The sequence below is a fragment of the Aliivibrio kagoshimensis genome (assembly GCF_050337105.1).
Lineage (GTDB): Bacteria > Pseudomonadota > Gammaproteobacteria > Enterobacterales > Vibrionaceae > Aliivibrio_A > Aliivibrio_A kagoshimensis.
The window spans coordinates 1-19,120 of the sequence record NZ_JAKJSQ010000024.1 but is presented as its reverse complement, the minus strand read 5'-3'; the positions used below and the strand labels follow the sequence as shown (position 1 = coordinate 19,120).

General features: G+C 41.0%; 17 protein-coding genes and 1 pseudogene. 7 read left to right on the top strand and 11 right to left on the bottom strand.

Features of this window, described 5'->3' with window-relative positions:
- Positions 1–110 precede the first annotated feature (110 nt).
- Entirely contained in the window at positions 111–1,838 is a 1,728-nt protein-coding gene (locus tag L4C32_RS09920; RefSeq protein ID WP_428196719.1) for a mechanosensitive ion channel family protein, read from the top strand.
- On the opposite strand, the gene L4C32_RS09915 is transcribed toward L4C32_RS09920, so the two are convergent.
- The gene (locus tag L4C32_RS09915) at positions 1,825–2,445 is read right to left on the bottom strand and encodes a LysE family translocator (protein WP_428196718.1); all 621 of its coding nucleotides are present in this window, start codon (positions 2,443–2,445) and stop codon (positions 1,825–1,827) included. The genes L4C32_RS09920 and L4C32_RS09915 overlap by 14 nt on opposite strands.
- Positions 2,446–2,608: 163 nt before the next feature.
- Here L4C32_RS09915 and L4C32_RS09910 point away from each other — a divergent pair, with 163 nt between their 5' ends.
- Positions 2,609–4,090 (top strand): carboxypeptidase M32, encoded by a 1,482-nt coding sequence (locus L4C32_RS09910; RefSeq protein WP_428196717.1) that lies wholly within the window; start codon positions 2,609–2,611, stop codon positions 4,088–4,090.
- Between the two features lie 90 nt (positions 4,091–4,180).
- Here the strand turns inward: L4C32_RS09910 and L4C32_RS09905 are convergent, their stop codons facing one another.
- The 6 genes from L4C32_RS09905 to L4C32_RS09880 form a co-directional block, all read right to left on the bottom strand.
- Positions 4,181–5,212, bottom strand: coding sequence for a methionine synthase (locus L4C32_RS09905; protein WP_428196716.1), 1,032 nt, complete (start codon positions 5,210–5,212; stop codon positions 4,181–4,183).
- A 30-nt stretch (positions 5,213–5,242) separates the two neighbouring features.
- A complete protein-coding gene (locus L4C32_RS09900) occupies positions 5,243–6,217 on the bottom strand; it encodes a DUF1852 domain-containing protein (protein ID WP_428196715.1) in 975 nt (324 codons plus the stop codon).
- Positions 6,218–6,627: 410 nt separating this feature from the next.
- Positions 6,628–8,829, bottom strand: a complete 2,202-nt coding sequence (locus L4C32_RS09895) for a calcium-binding protein (protein ID WP_428196714.1) — start codon at positions 8,827–8,829, stop codon at positions 6,628–6,630.
- Positions 8,826–9,515, bottom strand: a complete 690-nt coding sequence (locus L4C32_RS09890; RefSeq protein WP_428196713.1) for a hypothetical protein — start codon at positions 9,513–9,515, stop codon at positions 8,826–8,828. Before L4C32_RS09890 ends, L4C32_RS09895 begins: the two co-directional genes overlap by 4 nt.
- On the bottom strand, positions 9,496–10,824 hold the full coding sequence (locus tag L4C32_RS09885; RefSeq protein ID WP_428196712.1) for an HlyD family type I secretion periplasmic adaptor subunit: 1,329 nt from the start codon (positions 10,822–10,824) through the stop codon (positions 9,496–9,498). The genes L4C32_RS09890 and L4C32_RS09885 overlap by 20 nt, the downstream gene beginning before the upstream one ends.
- Positions 10,821–12,938: a type I secretion system permease/ATPase gene (locus L4C32_RS09880; protein WP_428196711.1), complete on the bottom strand. Its 2,118-nt coding sequence runs from the start codon at positions 12,936–12,938 to the stop codon at positions 10,821–10,823. Before L4C32_RS09880 ends, L4C32_RS09885 begins: the two co-directional genes overlap by 4 nt.
- Positions 12,939–13,225: 287 nt before the next feature.
- Here L4C32_RS09880 and L4C32_RS09875 point away from each other — a divergent pair, with 287 nt between their 5' ends.
- Positions 13,226–14,518 carry a cytosine deaminase gene (locus L4C32_RS09875; protein WP_428196710.1) on the top strand — a complete coding sequence of 431 codons (1,293 nt, stop codon included), beginning with the start codon at positions 13,226–13,228 and terminating at the stop codon, positions 14,516–14,518.
- Between the two features lie 368 nt (positions 14,519–14,886).
- Here L4C32_RS09875 and L4C32_RS09870 read toward each other — a convergent pair whose 3' ends face one another.
- The 3 genes from L4C32_RS09870 to L4C32_RS09860 all read right to left on the bottom strand — a co-directional run bounded on the left by L4C32_RS09870 (position 14,887) and on the right by L4C32_RS09860 (position 16,931).
- Positions 14,887–15,465: an NAD(P)H-dependent oxidoreductase gene (locus L4C32_RS09870; RefSeq protein ID WP_428196709.1), complete on the bottom strand. Its 579-nt coding sequence runs from the start codon at positions 15,463–15,465 to the stop codon at positions 14,887–14,889.
- 412 nt (positions 15,466–15,877) lie between these two features.
- Positions 15,878–16,462: a putative adenosine monophosphate-protein transferase Fic gene (locus L4C32_RS09865; RefSeq protein ID WP_428196708.1), complete on the bottom strand. Its 585-nt coding sequence runs from the start codon at positions 16,460–16,462 to the stop codon at positions 15,878–15,880.
- Complete coding sequence (locus tag L4C32_RS09860) at positions 16,455–16,931, bottom strand: YhfG family protein (RefSeq protein ID WP_428196707.1); 477 nt, start codon at positions 16,929–16,931, stop codon at positions 16,455–16,457. The genes L4C32_RS09865 and L4C32_RS09860 overlap by 8 nt, the downstream gene beginning before the upstream one ends.
- Positions 16,932–17,185: 254 nt before the next feature.
- Between L4C32_RS09860 and L4C32_RS09855 the strand changes: the two are divergent.
- The 4 genes and pseudogenes from L4C32_RS09855 to L4C32_RS20800 all read left to right on the top strand — a co-directional run.
- Positions 17,186–17,320, top strand: a pseudogene (locus tag L4C32_RS09855) (integrase); the annotation flags it as partial.
- 107 nt (positions 17,321–17,427) lie between these two features.
- On the top strand, positions 17,428–17,718 hold the full coding sequence (locus tag L4C32_RS09850; RefSeq protein ID WP_428196706.1) for a putative quinol monooxygenase: 291 nt from the start codon (positions 17,428–17,430) through the stop codon (positions 17,716–17,718).
- A gap of 9 nt (positions 17,719–17,727) precedes the next feature.
- Positions 17,728–18,159 (top strand): MarR family winged helix-turn-helix transcriptional regulator, encoded by a 432-nt coding sequence (locus tag L4C32_RS09845; protein WP_428196705.1) that lies wholly within the window; start codon positions 17,728–17,730, stop codon positions 18,157–18,159.
- A 2-nt stretch (positions 18,160–18,161) separates the two neighbouring features.
- The gene (locus tag L4C32_RS20800) at positions 18,162–18,365 is read left to right on the top strand and encodes a hypothetical protein (RefSeq protein WP_489672086.1); all 204 of its coding nucleotides are present in this window, start codon (positions 18,162–18,164) and stop codon (positions 18,363–18,365) included.
- A gap of 282 nt (positions 18,366–18,647) precedes the next feature.
- On the opposite strand, the gene L4C32_RS09840 is transcribed toward L4C32_RS20800, so the two are convergent.
- Positions 18,648–19,118, bottom strand: a complete 471-nt coding sequence (locus tag L4C32_RS09840) for a hypothetical protein (protein WP_428196704.1) — start codon at positions 19,116–19,118, stop codon at positions 18,648–18,650.
- Positions 19,119–19,120: the final 2 nt, after the last annotated feature.

Genomic DNA, 19,120 nt, shown 5'->3' with positions numbered 1-19,120 from the left:
GTTTGATTGATTTTTACAGCTTTATCATACACTTTGACTTTTCGAGAACATTAAGAGCTTTCTTTTGTGCTAATTTAAATACTGTATCTCGATTTATTAAGCGGAGCATCATGCGTAACCTTATCTTAGTACTGTTTTTACTTATTTCACCGCTGTTTTCAGTGCAAGCCGAAAGCACGCCAACAGAGTTACTGCGTACACTCGATCAACTCAATGAAGATTTAGTTAAATTGGCCGTGGAATCCATTGAGTTCAGTGGTAGTGACCTCGAAATTGTTCGTGCTCAACGTTTAGATAAAAACATCGCACTGCGTAAAACCATTGGTCAGCTCATCAAACTTGATGACCCTTCTGTTCACAGCCGACTGATTACTGAAGTAAATAAGCAGCTAGCCTATACCAATGAAAGCATTGAGTTTGTCAGTAAAACCATTAAACGGCTACAAGAGAGAATAGACAATGAGAGCTATGAAAGTCGCCTCTCTTTACAAAATAATTTTAACGACAAGCAGAGCCTGCTGTTTCACATTTACCACGACCAATGGCAAAACTATCAGTGGTTGACCTATTTAGGGGTAACCAATACAGACTTGCGAGATAAGTTTCGTTTACTGATTGATCAAAAAATAAAATTTTCATCTGCTTCATTGACGTTTGATCTCAGTAATTTCGATCTACTCAACGATCAGATTACCCACTCTTCTGAAAGCGAAAAAGCTAAGTTACAACCTCAACATCTGTATATGCAGAGGAAGATTGATAATTCAACCAACCAATTCGCTTCATTAATTGATCTTGCCGATCAACTCGGTTTACCTACGACCGATTTTAAACGCCAAATCTTCACCACCACCGGTAACCTCACTGAAGGTATATTTACTCTGTCAGTCATTACCTCAATTAGTAAAGAGTGGATTGAAACGTCGGTTAATTGGATTCTTACCAACACTCCTGATTTACTCTTTAAGCTCTTTATCTTTGCATTACTGGTTGTGATTACTCGTAGTCTATCGAAAATTACGCGTAACGTGGTAAAACGAGCGGTGGTCGCACCTCACTTAAAGATGACTCAGTTGATGCAGGATTTCTTTGTATCAATATCAGGAAAAGCAGTCTTCTTCATCGGTTTATTGATCGCTCTCTCTCAGATTGGATTAAACCTAGCACCAGTGCTCACCGGTTTTGGTGTCGCGGGTATTATTATTGGTTTTGCATTGCAAGACACCCTATCTAATTTCGCCTCTGGCATGATGTTACTCATCTATCGCCCCTTTGATGTCAATGACCTGGTTGAAGCTGGCGGGGTTCGAGGTAAGGTAAGCCACATGAGCTTAGTGAATACCACGATTCGAACCTTTGATAACCAGATCATCATCTTACCAAATAGCAAAATTTGGGGTGATGTCATCATGAATGTCACTCATGAGCGTGTACGACGTGTGGATATGGTTTTCGGTATTGGTTACAGCGACAGCATTCCCCACGCCGAACGGGTATTGGCGGAGATTATCGATAACCACGAGAAGATTTTAAAGAAGCCCGAGTGCAATATCAAAGTACAAACACTCAACACCTCCTCCGTTGATTTTGTGGTTCGTCCTTGGGTAAAAACGGATGATTACTGGGATGTTTATTGGGATGTAACTCGTGAAGTGAAAATGCGCTTTGATGAAGAAGGCATTTCAATCCCCTTCCCACAACAAGATGTTCATATTCACAACGTGGCAAAAAAGAGCAGCGATCGCATGACGCAGGTAGCGGGAGCTAAAATTGGAAAGGCGCTCTCAACTTTTAGAAAGCGATCTACAATAGACGAAGATAAACCTACTGGCGGTTAATGATTAGCTGAGCGCCAAGCGCAATGAGTACCGCCCCTGTGATTGACTCAATTCTTCTGTTAACCGCAGGGTTGGCCATAATGCGTTTGGCCTTTTCAACCAACAGCGCCACTATAGTTTGCCACACCATTGCAATCATAAAATGCAGTGCCGCCAATATCATCGATTGAGCAATTGCCGAGTAGCTTGGGTCAATAAACTGAGGCAAAAAGGCCAAATAGAAGATGGCCGTTTTGGGGTTCAATACATTCGAGAGTAACCCTTCTCTAAAAGAGCGTTTCATATCTAATGTTGAACCGGCACATGCATCAAAACGCATCGACTCAGACTTTCTAGCAGAGCGAATACTCGACACACCTAACCAGATCAAATACGCCGCTCCTAACATCTTAACAGCTTCAAATAACCAGGCAGAGTTTAGTAGTAATACAGAGATACCAATAGCGGAAAATAGTGCGTGTACAAATAGACCACTACAGATCCCCAAGCTACTGATTACCCCATCTTTCCATCCTGCACGACTGGTATTTCTGATCACCAGTGCCGTATCCAATCCTGGGGTTAACGTTAGCAGCGTAATCGCAATTAAAAATGCCCAAATATCCATATCATTACCTCTTTTCTGTGCTGTGAATCACTTTACGTGAACACTAGCAATCTGGCCATCAATGATTTGCTTTGTTTCCTCTGCATGCCCCTATATGATGGGCGCAACTGAAGGATTCTAAAACAACAATATCTCTATTGTTAAGCCTGTCTAAGGAGACTCAATGAGCCATTATCAAAAACTCGTATCTCACTTCCATAAGATTTCTCGCTTTAACCACCTTGGCGCAATCTGTGGCTGGGATCAAGCCGCTGTCATGCCAGCAGGCGGTAACCAAGCTCGATCTGAAGCAATGGCTGAACTCTCTGTTCATGTCCATCAATTAACCACACAGCCTCAATTAGGCGAATGGTTTGATAATGCCCATACAGAAGCTCTCTCCGTTACTGAAGCGGCAAGTTTACGAGAGATGAAACGCCAATGGCAACAAGCGACTGTGTTACCAGAGGCGCTTGTTGAAGCCAAGTCTCTTGCGGGCTCAAAATGTGAACATGCTTGGCGCGAACAACGTGGTCAAAATGATTGGGAAGGGTTTGCTAAAAACTTCAAAGAGGTGGTTGAGCTTTCTCAAGAAGAGGCTCAGATTCGTGCTCAAATAGCGGGGAAAACACCTTACGATGCGATGTTGGATCTTTATGAACCAGGGGCTACTTCAGCCTCTTTAGATACACTTTTTAATGACACCAAAACCTGGTTACCTGACTTAATTGCTCAGGTCGGTGACAAGCAAGCCAGTGAGACCCTCATTACCCCTGCGGGCACCTTTGATAGAGATATCCAGCAGAAACTCAGCCTTGATGTAATGAAAATGCTAGGCTTTGATTTCAATCACGGCCGCCTCGATATCAGTGTTCACCCTTTCTGTGGTGGTGTGCCTAGCGACGTACGTATTACCACTCGTTACGAAGATGATGAATTCATTCAAGCCTTAATGGGCACAGTACATGAGTCAGGTCACGCCCGGTACGAACAAGGCCTTCCCAATGAGTTTGCTGGACTTCCGGTTGGTGATGCTCGCTCAATGGGCATTCATGAATCACAAAGCCTATTTTTTGAAATGCAATTAGGCCGCAGCAGTGAGTTCATGAGTCACCTTGCGCCAATGACTGCCCAAGCGTTTGGTCAGCAAGATAGTCCTCTCTTCTCAAAAGAGAACATGCTAAAACTTTATACACGAGTAAAACCTGATTTTATCCGTGTTGATGCGGACGAAGTTACCTACCCAGCACACGTCATATTGCGTTATGAGCTTGAACGCGATCTGATGAACGGTGATATCAGTTATAAAGATATTCCTGAGTTGTGGGACCAAAAAATGCAGCAGTATCTTGGCCTATCTACCGCAGGCAATTATAAAAATGGTTGTATGCAAGACATTCATTGGACTGACGGGAGCTTCGGTTACTTTCCAAGCTACACGTTAGGCGCGATGTACGCAGCGCAGTTTATGGCAGCGATGAACAAAGACCTGAATGTGATGGAGTCTGTTGCTAATAACAACCTTGCTCCAATCTTTACTTGGTTGGGTGACAACATCTGGTCAAAAGGCAGCACGTTAACCACCGATGAGCTGGTTAAAGGTGCAACGGGTGATACCTTAAATGCCAAGTACTTCCAAGATCATTTGAGAAGTCGTTACCTTTAATTAAGTCTATTCATATATCTGGTTCAGCCTTTAGAATCAGATATATGAAAGCTTGCATGGTTTTTTTTAGCTTCTGCTCCTAAGAACTTGTCACAAATTAGAAAGCTCTTTTCGAACTATTTCTGCACCTGCACTTAGGGCATTGAGCTTCGCTGTTGAGACCTCACGAGACAAAGGGGCCATTCCACAGTTAGTACAGGGATAAAGCTGTTCAGCATCAACATACTTTAGTGCTTCTCGCAACGTATTAGCGACTTCCTCTGGTGTTTCTATTTTGTTGGTCGTAACATCAATCGCTCCGACCATCACTTTCTTACCTCGAATAAGTTCAAGCAGATCCATAGGCACTCGTGAGTTGTGACACTCTAACGAGATAATATCGATATTGGATTTCTGCAATTTCGGGAATACTTTTTCGTATTGTCGCCACTCAGTGCCTAACGATTTTTTCCAATCAGTGTTGGCTTTAATGCCATAACCATAACAAATATGAATTGCAGTTTCGCACTTCAACCCTTCGATGGCTCTTTCTAAACAAGCAATCCCCCAATCATTGACATCATCAAAAAAGACATTAAATGCGGGCTCATCGAATTGAATGATGTTGACACCCGCCGCCTCTAATTCTTTCGCTTCTTCATTAAGGATCTTAGCAAATTCCCAAGCCAGTTTTTCGCGGCTCCCGTAATGCTCGTCATAAAGCGTATCAATCATCGTTATAGGTCCAGGCAACGCCCACTTAATAGGTTGCTTGGTTTGCTGACGCAGAAACTTAGCATCTTCAACAAAGACTGCCTTTTCGCGACTCACTGGGCCAACAACGGTCGGTACGCTTGCCTCATAGCGGTTACGAATTCTAACCGTTTTCCGATTTTCAAAATCCACACCGCTAAGGTGCTCAATAAACGTGGTCACAAAGTGTTGGCGAGTTTGTTCGCCGTCACTAACAATATCTAGCCCTGCAAGCTCTTGTTCTTGCAAAGAGACTCGTAACGCATCGCGCTTACCATCAATAAGTTCTTCACCTTGCAGCTTCCAAGGGGACCAAAGAGTTTCGGGTTGAGCCAACCAAGAGGGTTTAGGTAAGCTACCAGCAGTGGAAGTCGGTAATAGTATTTTCATTGTCATTCCTGTCTAGATTCTCGTTATTAATTAAGCGTAATTTGCAGACCATTTGGTAAGAATCGATTGATAGGGCTTGATAAAATACTCCTCGGCAAACTTGCCCTGTTCAATCGCAAGTTGGTTCCGCTCTTTGCGGTCATAAACGATTCGAGTTAACGAGTGATCTAGGTTCTTCAAGTTCGGTTGGTAACACTTACCTGCAACCGCATTGGCATTGTAGATCTCTGGTCGATATATTTTTTGGAACGTCTCCATGGTGCTGATCGTGCTGATTAGCTCAATGTTCGAATAATCATTGAGCAAATCACCAGAAAAGTAGAATGCCAAAGGTGCTACGCTATTCGTCGGCATAAAGTAACGAACTTGTAAGCCCATTTTTTGGAAGTATTGCTCAGTTAACGACGACTCATTTGGCTGATATTCAAAACCCAAAACAGGATGTTGATTTTCAATTCGATGATAAACTTTATTGTCCGACACGCTCAGACAGATCACTGGCGGCTTTTTAAAATGTTGTTTGTACACATCTGACTTAACGAAATACTTAAATAACTTTCCATGCAGATCACCAAAATTATCTGGAATACTAAATTGAGGCTGATTCTTGTTGTGATCCAGCAGTAGAACGCTAAAGTCGTAATCACGCACGTAAGAAGAAAAGTTGTTGCCAACAATACCTTCAATACGTTCGTTGGTTTTGTGATCAACAATGTTGGTTTTCAGTACTTCAATAGATGGGAATGTTTCATCACTGTCTTGAATACTTATATCAACGGAGATGATTTCAAGCTCTACCGAGTAACGGTCACCTTTCGGATTGTCCCAATGTGTCAAAGCATTGAATCGATTGTCGATCATTCTCAGTGCATTGTGCAGGTTCTCATGGTGACTTTTTCCTCGGGCTAAATTGGCAAAATTAGTCGTAATACGTGTATTGTCTGATGGCTGATAATTTTCATCAAAGCGAATGCTTTTGATGGTAAATGTGAAATCGTTTTTCATTGTGATTCGGCATCCTTTTTCCTAGTATAAAAGCAGACTGCATGTTTACTCTGTAAGTGAAATAGTATTGAATTTTTTAATGTTGTCACTGTGGCCAACACCAGATCAGTCTGTTTGTTATACTTGAACAACTAATTGAATAACATTAGTTTTTTTTCACATGAAACATGAAGATTATTCATAGTTTGAATCACTGAGAGTACTCTTCGATTAAATACCACTACGTACTTTTCGGCATGAATTCATCAGCGAAGAGCTTGGTGAGTCGTAGGTGGACATTTAAGAGGCCGTATTGGTAACACTTAGAAACTAGAACAAACATGAAGAGATGCCCCTCACAATTGAGGGGCATTTTTAATGTGAATAAAGACATCAAACCAAATTATTCGGTAAATATATTCTCTTTCCCATTATGCGGCCCTCCAAGCAGAATCAACCGCTAATTGAACCTCATGTGGCAAAGTCCCAGGAAGAATACTTTCAAAGCTCGATCCGTCATTCGCCTGATAACCAGCCATCACTTCTACTAACTTGTTAACTTGATTTGCAGCAAGGGTAGAACCGTCACTATTGGTAAATTGATCAATTCTCGAAACATCATATTTATACCAGCCTCTAATACTGACTTCATCGGTGGACCCTAGTATTTTAACATCCAGATTAAGGCCATTTCGCTCGAACCAAATATTCTCAGTAGCGACTCCGTCAAACGTTAAAGTATCGTTTCCTTCTGTGTCAAAGTTATAGACATCATCCTGACCATCCCCAGATGCGAAGTAGTAAGTATCGCTACCATCCCCTCCATACAGTTTGTCATTCCCCTGTCCACCTATTAGATGATCGTCACCTTCATTTCCATACAAGAAATCATTACCACTCCCTCCAATGAGAACATCCACATTAATCCCACCTTTTAAGCGGTCATTTCCAGAGCCGGCCATCAGTAAGTTATTACCCGCAACACCAATCAGAAGGTCATCTCCTTGTTGGCCAAACAGTTGATCGTTGCCTTCTCCACCAATCAATCTATCTCGGCCCAAACCACCCCAAGATATATCATTTCCACTGCCTGAATGAATAAAATCATTTCCTTCACCACCAATTAACCAATCGTCTCCATCACCGCCACGCAGTTGATCGTTACCGTTGCCGCCATCGAACATTACATCATGGCTACCGTCAGTGGAGATGGCATCATTGCGTACCCCGCCAATAACCACATGAGCATTTTCACCAGATAAGCTAAGTCTATTATCTATATCATCAGAGAGAAGCTTAATTCCTACACCATCCGTTTGAATATCAATGGAGCCATCTGAGGCTTTACGGAAAGAGAAGTCTGAATACTGTAGAGCGGTATCAGCAAAGGTGTGAGTCGAACCGTCAGAGCGAGTATAGTTTCCTAATCCGTAGATGACGTTACCACTACTCTTGTGTTGATTTTGATCTGATGAAAGGTCGATGGACGAGATGCCCATATTTTGCATCGATGTAAACTCACCGATATCAGTTTCACCATCTTGGTCTTTATCTTGCCAAACCCCAAACTGTTTCCACTTGTCATCTTTATTATCCAGAACGCCATCATTGTTACTGTCAAATGCGGTCAAACCTTCAAGGTCCGTTTCAGCCCCTAGTTTGTAATCGACAAAAGCAATCTCATCTCGATCTTTTATTACCCCATCTGAATCTTTATCGAACGCCAAAATCCCATCATCTTTACCAGCCCAACCCACTCTATTTCGATAGCCATCACCTGAAATATCGTAAAATGCCGAAGACTCATCCAGCGAGGTCAGTTCAACACCGTCCCCGTCTAAATCAAGGATAATTGGTGGGCCGAAACGTCCACGATCATTGCTATTACGTGAGTCTCGATAGCGATCATTACGGCTACCAGAGCTTCTTCGTTCTCTCCTATCACTGCCACTTTCTCGATCAGGCGTTTTATTTATCACGTTTTGATATACTGCTTCAGGGCCGTTTACATCACTTGCGCCACTCTCTTCGGCTAATGCTACATTCTCCGGTTGACTCCAATGCTCTTTATACTGTTCTCGTTTCTCACTGCCATTTTTATCAGGGTCAAAGCTGCCATTTGTAATATTCTGCTCAGCTTCATATTCACCATTTTGGTTGTAGTTGTGGTCCAACGCTTTCTCTTCTTGCGCTTTTCCTCGTAAGTGTTCAGGTCCATGCCATAAGTCAGGTCTTGGTACGTACTCTGATTGAGGGAAACTGTAATTGGTCATCTTGTATACCAAACGACCAAATGTCTCGCACACCATGTATTCGGCATCAAGCCAACTAGCAGCTGCAACACCAAGTGCAGCTCCAGGAGCAAACCCAATCCCTGCCCCAACCGTCCCACCTATAGAACCAACCACAGCTTTGCAAGCCGCATCATAGATTCCTGCGACTTTATTGTCTGAAGTGGTAATTGTGTATGTTGCGGAAACAAATCCATTCGTTTTGGATACATACTTTCCAAACGCTTTGTAATCATCAATTGTTGAGTTTGCCATTCCCTCTGCCAGTGCTGCGTGACCAGTGATAACAGCATCAATAATCGTTTGACCTGTTGTCTTATCTTGCTTCTCTTCCTTGTTCATTTGATCTCTCCTTTATCTTTCAGTATTAGGATGTAAATTGAGGTAACAAAGGCTGGTATTCCACGCATAGAGCCATAAGCACACATTACATACATTGTATAACCGGGCAGACTATCAATAGGGTTCCATAGAAATGAAAGCCGCCCTGATGGATCTGGCTGACCTACGGTGCTATAGGCTAAAAAAATAGAAGAAATAAATAGTATCCCCCCTAAAAGCGCCGCAAAAATTCGCCAATTTGATGGGGATAGTTCACTCAAAAATTCGGCAAAATTAAATCTCATCAAGAATAGAACTTCCAATAAAGATAGATATATCCCAAGTACAATACACATCGGAATTAAAATCATCAATATCACTGTAATATTTGAAAAATCAATTTCGTCCCCACCTAATACAATCACCTTTGAATATATTGAAGACATAACATCAAGATTCGACTTAATATAAACGAACATTTCTATGGGCAATATATTACCCAAATCAAAACCAGCGATAACATATATTGTAATAAATACAGCGATGAGCACATATCTAGATATTTTCATTGTTTTTACATAACGAAGCATTAACTCTCGACTATTGTTTTGATGAAACGCTTCTACATCTTGACCATAGAGGCTAGGACTGTAGAAATTACTGGCTGGCACGTTTAGATGACTATAATTATTTTTGCTTTCCGGCATTGTCCACCTCCGTGTTTATGGTGCTGAGTAAATAACTCATGACGGTTCTCCTTCCTAGTTTGATCTCTGCTGTTAATGACATGCCTGGTTCAAGTTGTCTGACCTTGCCGTCAGCAGTTATCTCGTCTTCACTGATATTAATGATCGCGCGGTACACTAACCCTAATCTTTCGTCTTGAATGGCACCTGCTGATATATTCTTTACTTGACCATTCAATTTCCCATAACGCGAAAAATCAAAAGCATCCAATTTAATGGCCACATCGTTGTTGTTTTCAATAAACCCAATATCCTTATTCAGGATCATAACTTCAGCTAGCACCTTTTCATTGTCCGGTACAATAACCAACAATGACTGACCTTCAATCGCCATTGCACTCTTATCTCGATAAAGTAAATCTTGTACGTAACCAGAAACCGGAGAGCGAATCGTATATTTCTCTAGCTCTAAATAGAGTTGTTCTAACTCTTTATTCGTTATTAACAGCTGCTCATCAAATTCAATTATCACCTCATTGCTTTTTAAAATAAGGTCCGATAGAAAAAGTGATTTTTCATTATTTATGGTGACAATATTTATTAATGAAGAGGCAACTCTATCTTTTAAAGACTCCACATCATATTGAACTTTCACTACTTCCTTTTTAAGGTCAATATAGTTATATGATGATAGCATTCTCTTTCTCTCCAATATTTCTAATGACGAGAGTTGTTGGTTTATTAACGGAAGCGTCGAACTTAAAGACTTTAGGTTTGACTTCTTTATCTTTATTTCAGATCTCTCTTTCAATATTAAACCATCATATTTTTTCATAACGGATTGAAATCGATTTATATCGATAGTTGCATGATATCTGCTCGTTTTATCATTGATGCTCTGCTTAGCCGTCTTGATGACTTCTGGTGTAAGTTTTTCAGCTTGATAGACCGTCATCACCGCCTGATAACGCTGTCGTTTTGTCTCTAGACTCTTTTTCCGCAATTCAATTTCTTGGATTTGGCTGATGATTTTTCTGTCGTCAAGAGCAACTAAAACCTGATCTTTGCCAACATACTGGCCCTCTTCTACATTTATCGACGTGATTTCGGCCGATACTAATGGATGAATGGGCCGCGCTAAACCACTAACAGTCAGTTGGCCTCTTGCAACTGCTACAACATCAATACGGCTGTAGGCTGCCCAAATGATCGCACTGATAATCAGAGCTAATATCACATATATGATGATACGACTCACCTTTGAAGGCGGTGTCTGTTGAACTTCCAGCACTGCCGGTAAAAATTCGGTATTAACCAGTTTGGCCTTCATACTGCAACCTCACCGTCGCCCAGTTGCATCGAATTTAGACGTGCATAGACTCCACCGTGATTGAGCAGCGAGAAGTGGTTGCCTCGCTCAATCACTTTGCCTTTTTCCAGAACAATAAGCTCATCACAGTGCCTTACTGTCGATAATCGGTGTGCAACAATCAGCACCGTGCGCCCCCGGCTAATTGCTCCCATGTTTTTCCGAATAATACGTTCAGACTCATAATCAAGCGCACTGGTCGCTTCATCGAAGATAATAATTTTTGGATTGGTTAATAACGCGCGAGCTATACCGATACGTTGCTTCTGCCCGCCTGAGAGCCGCGAACCATGCTCACCGACAACAGTGTCATACCCTTGTGGGAATTCTCGAACAAACTCATCAGCGCCAGATAACTGAGCAACCTTAACCACCAGCTCTAAAGGTGCAGCAGGCATGGCAAGCGCAATATTTTCTCGAATGGAAGTGTTGAACAGTATCGTTTCTTGTTGAACCACACCGATTTGGCTCCTAAGCCAAGATGGGCTCACTTGTGAAATATCGATGTCATCAATAAGTACCTGTCCATTTGAGGGTAAATATAAACGCTGCAATAGCTTAGTTAACGTGCTTTTCCCTGACCCAGAGCGCCCCACTAAGCCGTATTGCTTGCCTGCTTTAAAAGTAAGGTTGATTGCTTGCAAACACATTGGAAGGTCGGGCTGATATTGGAAATTGATCGCTTTGAACTCAATATGACCTTTAAGGTTGGGAAGTGTCGCTTTGTTGACTTCTAATGCGGGCTCTGACGGTGTATTTAAAATATCCCCGAGTCGTTTTACAGAAAGTGAAGCTTGTTGAAACTCTTGCCACAGTTGAACCAAGCGTAAAATCGGTCCATTAACCTGACTGGCAAACATGTTAAAGGCGATTAGCTGACCTACCGTCAACTCCCCCTTTATGACTAAATGAGACCCTAACCAAAGAATCACTAACGTAGTAATTTTGCTGATCCACTGAGACACTTGTTGAGCAATATTACCTAAATTCTGAGTTGAAAAGGTACTGGTGACAAACGCAGCCAGTTGTTCATCCCACTTTCTCTCCATCTGAGGCTCAACGGACATGGCTTTTACCACTTCAATGCCAGACACCGATTCAACAAGAAAGGCTTGATTCTTTGCCCCTTGTCGAAACTGCTCGTCCAGTCGCTTTCTCAATATTGGTGTCACCAAAGCGGACAAGAATATATACGGAATCAAGGAGATGAGTACGACCATAGTTAACGTACTGCTATAGCTTGCCATTACCGAAATAAAGACAAAGGTAAACAGCACATCTAAACATAACGTTAACGTACTGCCCGTTAAAAATTCCCGAATATTTTGCAGCTCGTGAACCCTTGCAACGGTAACTCCTACTTGTCTTGACTGAAAATACGCTAAAGGGAGGCTGACGAGGTGCTTATACAGCCTTGAACCAAGTGTGACATCAATTCTGTGAGCCGTATGTGCCAATTGATAATTACGCAGCCCCGTAATGACCACATCAAAAGAGATGATTAACACCATGCCAATGGCAAGTACATTTAAGGTCGAAAATGAGTGGTGTGTTAGTACCTTATCTACAACCACTTGAAAAAATATGGGTGATACCAATGCCAAAACCTGAATAAACAGGGAAGCCACAATCACTTCTAAAAGCAGTTTTTTATGCTTAACAAATGAGGAGATAAACCACTTAAAATTAAATTGGTTACTCAGACCTTCGAGTGTTCTTCGCTTTGTAAACAGATAAACATAGCCCGAAAGGCTAGCGGTAAATTCATCTTCTTCAACAATTTCAGGTGAGGATTCAACAGGTCTCTGAATCAAGAACTGGCCAGAACGGTACTGCGCAACAATACAGTACTCCCCTGTGCCTGATTCAACCAAAACAGGAAAGGTTTGCTTTGAAAGAGAGAGGCGGTGGCATTTGATCGCTTTGCATTTTAATCCCACGGACTTAGCGGCCCGTGGAATTTGAATCTTAAGTTGTGTATTGCTATCAATATAAAAGCGCTTCTTTAACATGCTTGAATTACATGAAAGATCGTAAAATGTTGCGACGATTTCTAAGCATTTCCATACCGACACTTGATTATCCTTTTACTGAGTTCATTTCTGATACTGCTAGTAATAGGTTTACCATACCTGGACTGATTCCACTGATTATCACTATTTTTTGGGCAGTAGAGCTGACAAGTTAGCCACCTCACTCACAAACTTCCCCTTCACGTTTCATCTATTTCACGCTTAAAACCCACTGGCTCGCAGTTAATGTATCTGCACCGCTAATCAATAAGCACCTCCAAGGGAAACTATCCGATCAATTGGCTTAATATAGAGTATGATTCTCTTGTCGGTTCAATCGAGGAAAAAGCATGTCTAAGAACGTTAGCAATACCCTGTTAATCAAAAACGCCAAGCTTCCATCTCAGGAAGGTCTTGTTGACATTCTGATTGAAGATGGTCAGTTCAAATCCATCTCTACAACCGGTCATCAAGGTATTGCTCCTGAATCTGTCATCGATGCTGAAGGTGGACTCGCTATCGCGCCATTTTGTGAACCTCACATTCACCTAGATACCACTCAAACTGCTGGCGAACCAAGCTGGAATATCTCTGGTACGCTATTTGAAGGCATTGAGCGCTGGGCTGAGCGTAAACAAACCCTCTCTATTGATGATGTAAAATCAAGAGCGAAGCAAACCTTAAAGTGGCAAATTGCGAATGGTGTACAGCATGTTAGAACCCACGTTGATGTTTCAGACCCAACATTAATTGCCCTAAAAGCCATGGTTGAGCTTCGCGAAGAGATGAAGCAATGGGTGGATATTCAGATTGTGGCCTTTCCACAAGAGGGCATACTCTCCTACCCGAACGGTAAAGAACTTTTAGAAGAAGCGGTCAAGCTAGGTGCTGACGTTATTGGGGCGATCCCACACTTTGAATTCACCCGAGAATATGGCGTAGAGTCACTGCATTACACGTTCGAACTTGCGCGTAAATACGACTGTTTAATCGACGTACACTGTGATGAAATTGATGACGAACAGTCCCGCTTTGTAGAGACACTTGCCGCGCTAGCGCTTAAATTTGAAATGGGTCATAAAGTCACGGCAAGCCACACGACAGCAATGGGTTCGTACAATGGCGCTTATGCGTCTCGCCTATTCCGTTTATTGAAAATGTCTGGCATTAACTTTGTGGCCAACCCATTGGTTAACATTCATTTACAAGGCCGATTCGATGATTACCCTAAACGCCGTGGTGTCACCCGAGTGAAAGAGATGTTGGCTGCAGACATTAATGTTTGTTTTGGTCACGACGACGTATTTGACCCTTGGTACCCACTAGGAACAGCCAATATGCTGCAAGTTCTGCATATGGGTTTACATGTTACTCAAGTGATGGGTTACGATCAGATCAACCACTCGCTCGATTTGATCAGCACCCACTCTGCACGTACATTGAATATCCAAGATCAGTATGGTATCGAAGAAGGTAAGCCAGGTAACTTGCTCATTCTGCCAGCAGAAAATGGATTTGATGCGGTTCGTCGCCAAGTTCCGGTTCGTTATTCGATTCGTGCTGGTAAACTGATTGCTCAAACACAACCAGCTACGACGACGATTCATTTGGAAGAAGATGAAGCGATCGACTTCAAGCGTTAAGCAGTGCACTTTTTTATCGATGTAAATAACCACAAAGGGAGCAAGTTGCTCCCTTTTTGAGTTTTGTGTGTAGCTATGCCGCTTTAACTACGTCCTATTAAATCTGATCATATGTACATGGCACCGAGCCCATGACTGACCCTTGTTGAACGAAATTACACTCCGCAGAGTACAAAAATCGAGTTATCAATAACTAGTAAATGATTTGACATTATCTGGAATTGCACTTGTAATGAACAGGTTATATTCGATATGCAAGGAGTTATTATCGTGAAAAAACTGCTTAGCCTAGTACTTGTTTGTTTTGCATTATCGGCTTGTACAATACCGCCCTATTCTAGTTTTTTATCTGCGTTTTGGTTCTAACTTTAAATAGCCATTACACCTTGCTGCTTCACTTTTTCAAGCCATTTTATCCGCTGATTTTCATTAGATTTCAAAACAGAGCCAAACTCAGTAACTTTAACCTGACTGAAACCACAAAATTCAAATACGGTTTTTTTCATCATTTTTGTGGCTGGAGATCCATAAAAGAGTTTGTAGTACCAAATTGGAGTGTCCATTGTGAGAATGATTCTTGCAGACCTTCCTTTTAATAGACGTTTTGGTAACACATCACTTTTCTCATATTTGAATGCAAAACCTGGTAAAAAAATTCGATCTACCATTCCTTTCAATAATGCTGGCACTGACCCCCACCAAACCGGAGAAACAACCACCACATGATTAGATTCTTCAATCTTTTCCTTAATGATTTGAAGTGATTCTTCTAAAGGCTGTTTATTCTCATAACCAGATTTGAGGACTGTGCTAAATTCACAATCTGCTAAATGAAACACATCAACGTCATGGCCTGAAGCCGTTGCACCGTGCGCGTATGTTTCTGCTAATGATTTGCAGAGGCTTTGCTTTTTTGGGTTTCCATTTATAACCAGTATCTTCTTCATTATTGTCACCCTGACTCAGAAAGAACACATAACGCCCTGCTAATAAGTGAGCCATGTGCTGGCGGGCGATTTTCTCAGCAAATGGCATGACAGCCTTGGTAAATCTACATTTAGTAAGAAAAAGTGTCTGTCCTCGTAATTCCATTGACTCAATATTTGATTCGTTAACTTTCTCTATTTCTAACATTTTGTTTCCATACTATTTAATCGCATAGATATAACGGAGATCGTGATTCGTCGGTTCTTACTCACGTTTACAGCGGGGCAGACACTCATATCTATAGGGAGTATCACCAATAAAAAGTGTCTGTTCTCGTAAGTCGACACAAACTCAAACTTCACAATTTACTATATAGGAGGGGTTTAAGGCTTGTTCAACACCGCCTTATTCTAGTTTGTTAGAAGCGGATGGTTAGGATTGCACAACGGTCAAGAATATGTTTTTCATAGGTTCGTAGTTTACATAAACACCGTCGATATTTGCTTGCACCCATTCAGACGTATCGACATGCTCCCAATTTAGCTCATATCCTGCAGCTAGAGCTAAATGTTCGAACAAAAGTCTCTGAACCCTACCGTTCCCCTCCCTAAAAGGGTGAACCATATTGAACTCGCAATAGTATTCGGCTAGTTTTTCACAAAACTCTTCCCGCTTTAGCCCTTTAAGCCAACCATCTTTAGCTAAATTATCAAACTGCTTGGCTGATTCAGCTTCAATACGTGAGCATGTACAAAAACGAGTACCTCCTTTTGATATATCAACAGCTCTAACCTCACCAGCCCAGCTGTACAAGACAGAAAAAAGCTCACGATGCAGACTCTGCATATACGCAAGATCGTAAGGGGGTTCAGAAAAAGTAACGTTTGCCACTGTTTTAGCTGTAATGTCGCGCTCTGCAGCTTCCAACGTGTCTATATCTTCGATGTTTAGCAAATTGACTAAAGTCGAACTATTCTTGTAGCAGTAATGATCGTTAGAAGCATCATACTTATCCATGTTTCACTCTATATTTAGCTAGAATACTTTCCAATGATTGTTCCGGCATTTGATTGGAAATATCTATACCTTCTAATCTAGAACTATGGACAAAATTTCTAATTTTAGTTGATTCAAACCGCTCATGGGCGCTGATCACGGCTTGAGAAAATACGGATATTAATGATCTCAGCATTTCCTTAAGTTTAGATAGTTCCTTTACATCTATTTTAAAGCCTAGAACATTATTAGCCTCTCGCTTAGCTTCTACAAAAGACTTAGCATCTGGAATTCTTTCTAACTCATTTTTACTTTTTGAAACCAACGATTTAAGGGACTTTATACGGTTGAAAAAAGACTCCCATCCCTTTACGTGCAGCTTAAAGCCTAACTTATCTTCAACTGACCTTTTCAATCCTAAATAAGAATCTAGCGACTTCAGCTCTTCAACACTCTTACAAGCCAAGATCTTAGTTATCGAAACATTCATACTGGAAACCTAATATCTTAATCATACTCCCATTATATCACGAGCATCGTTTAAGTGGGTCCTATTGGTATAGCAAGCTTCTAACGCCCACATTAACAGGTAAAAAATTGTTGGCGAAAATAGTGACGAAGGAACAAAAACCACTATTTTTTGTCCTTGTTTAATTGCTTGTTGAACGAAGCCGCTTCGCGGCGGAATAAAAACCATACTACCCTAACTGATTGTTATTAAACCAGATTAAGTGGAGATCTGTTATGGATATTCAACAACAAAAACGATACGAATTACTGTACCAACATCACCTCGATAACCTCAAACTTCAAGGAAAACGACCTGCCACCATAGATGCGTACTCACGAGCCGTAACGCGAGTGACTCAATATCTCGATTGCCTGGAAAAGTGCCAGTCCCCGTTAATTCATTATGTGCCTTGTAAAGTGACTTCATTTGAAATATAGTTACCATGATAACTAAATTTCAAATGAAGGATATATTTATGAATAAGCATACGTTTATTTTTGCAAAGATAACGCCAAAACCAGAATATTTTGAGGTATCAAAAGAGGCTATTATAGAAATTATATCGCAGACTCGGAATGAATCTGGGTGCTTAGAGTTTACACTCCATGAAGATGGAGCTGGTAGTTTATACCTATACGAAGAATGGATTGATGACAATGCTTTGAAACTTCATCATGAAATGGGTTATACAAAAGCTGTTTTTGAAGCTTACACTGACTGGTTAGCAACCCCACCTGAAATTTCTAAACTTATTAAACTAGCCTAAAGGTAAAATATGTTTTTTCTAAAGGAACTTCCGACCAAAGCAATGCTTGATAAATACACAAGTGATTTAACAAGTAATGAGAAGAACACAATAACTGAAGCTCTTTGCATAATGCGACAATCAAGCCTGCTAGTAAGGAATATAGAAACCTATTTTTCTAGTCATGATCTTTCACAGCTAAGGTTTTTAATACTTATTGTTATTGATCGAGAGCCCGATAGAACCAGTCTCTATGCACATGAAATCGCATCCCGTTTAGACGTGTCACGGCCAGTACTGACAAGGACGTTAAAAAGGTTAATTGAGGATGGCTTACTGACTTCGAGTAATGATGATACAGATAAAAGAGCAAAGAAAATTTCACTAACAAAAAAAGGAATTACCTGTTTATCCAATGTTCTTCCTGGATATTTCAATGAAATAAATAAATTAATGGGATAAATATGAAGAAAAAAATATTTAGAATTATTTTAACTTGGGCGTGTGTTTATCCTATTGTGACATTACTAATATTTATACTCACAAACCTAGGTTTTCAATTACCTCTGTGGCAACAAACCTTGGCAATAACAATAATTTTAGTTCCTATCATGGTTTTAATAATTGCGCCTAAAGTAAGTGTGACGATAGATCGAGTAGCACAATAGTAGGCACATAACGAGGCTGTAGGATTTCTCCACAGCTATTTTAATACCGTCTTCTACGTTAAAAAGTAGAAGCCTTTAGCGGTTGAACCTATCTAGATTTCACGTAGTTGCATGATTATTCGTCCGAAAATGCGTCCATTAAGAAAAAGTGTCTGTCCCCGTAATTCACAAAAACGGTACGAGCTGCTCTAGCAAAATCACCTCGATAACCTCAAACTTCACAATTTACTATATTATAGAGAGGAGCTTCGGGCTTGTTCAACACCGCCCTATTCTTATTTGTTATGTGCGATTTTTTAGAAAAGTATTAACCGCATCAACCATTATTTGGGCATCTTTTAAATTACGTGTACGTAATATATGCATAATCTGACTTCCATCCTCTCGATAAAGCGTAACTACGTACCACTGTTTAAATTTTCTTGTCCAGTCTAATAATTTCACTTCAGCAACTTCGTCATAGTAAACCCGATCTGAGACTCTATGAGTTGTGCTGGAAGAGCTAGAAAAAACAATACCACTATCACCTACTACACTTCCGACTCCACTTGTTGTAGATTCATATCCAAAATCCCAACCAAAGTAATGTTCAGTAATGACAAAATAATCTGGTTTCCATGCACGATGCTGAGTCATTATCATCCTATCAATTAGCATCGGAGCTTTCTCAATATCAACATCATTTGGCGTGTAAGCCATACGAGTTGTACCACACCCCACTAATATACTTAAAACAACTGATATAAATATAATAC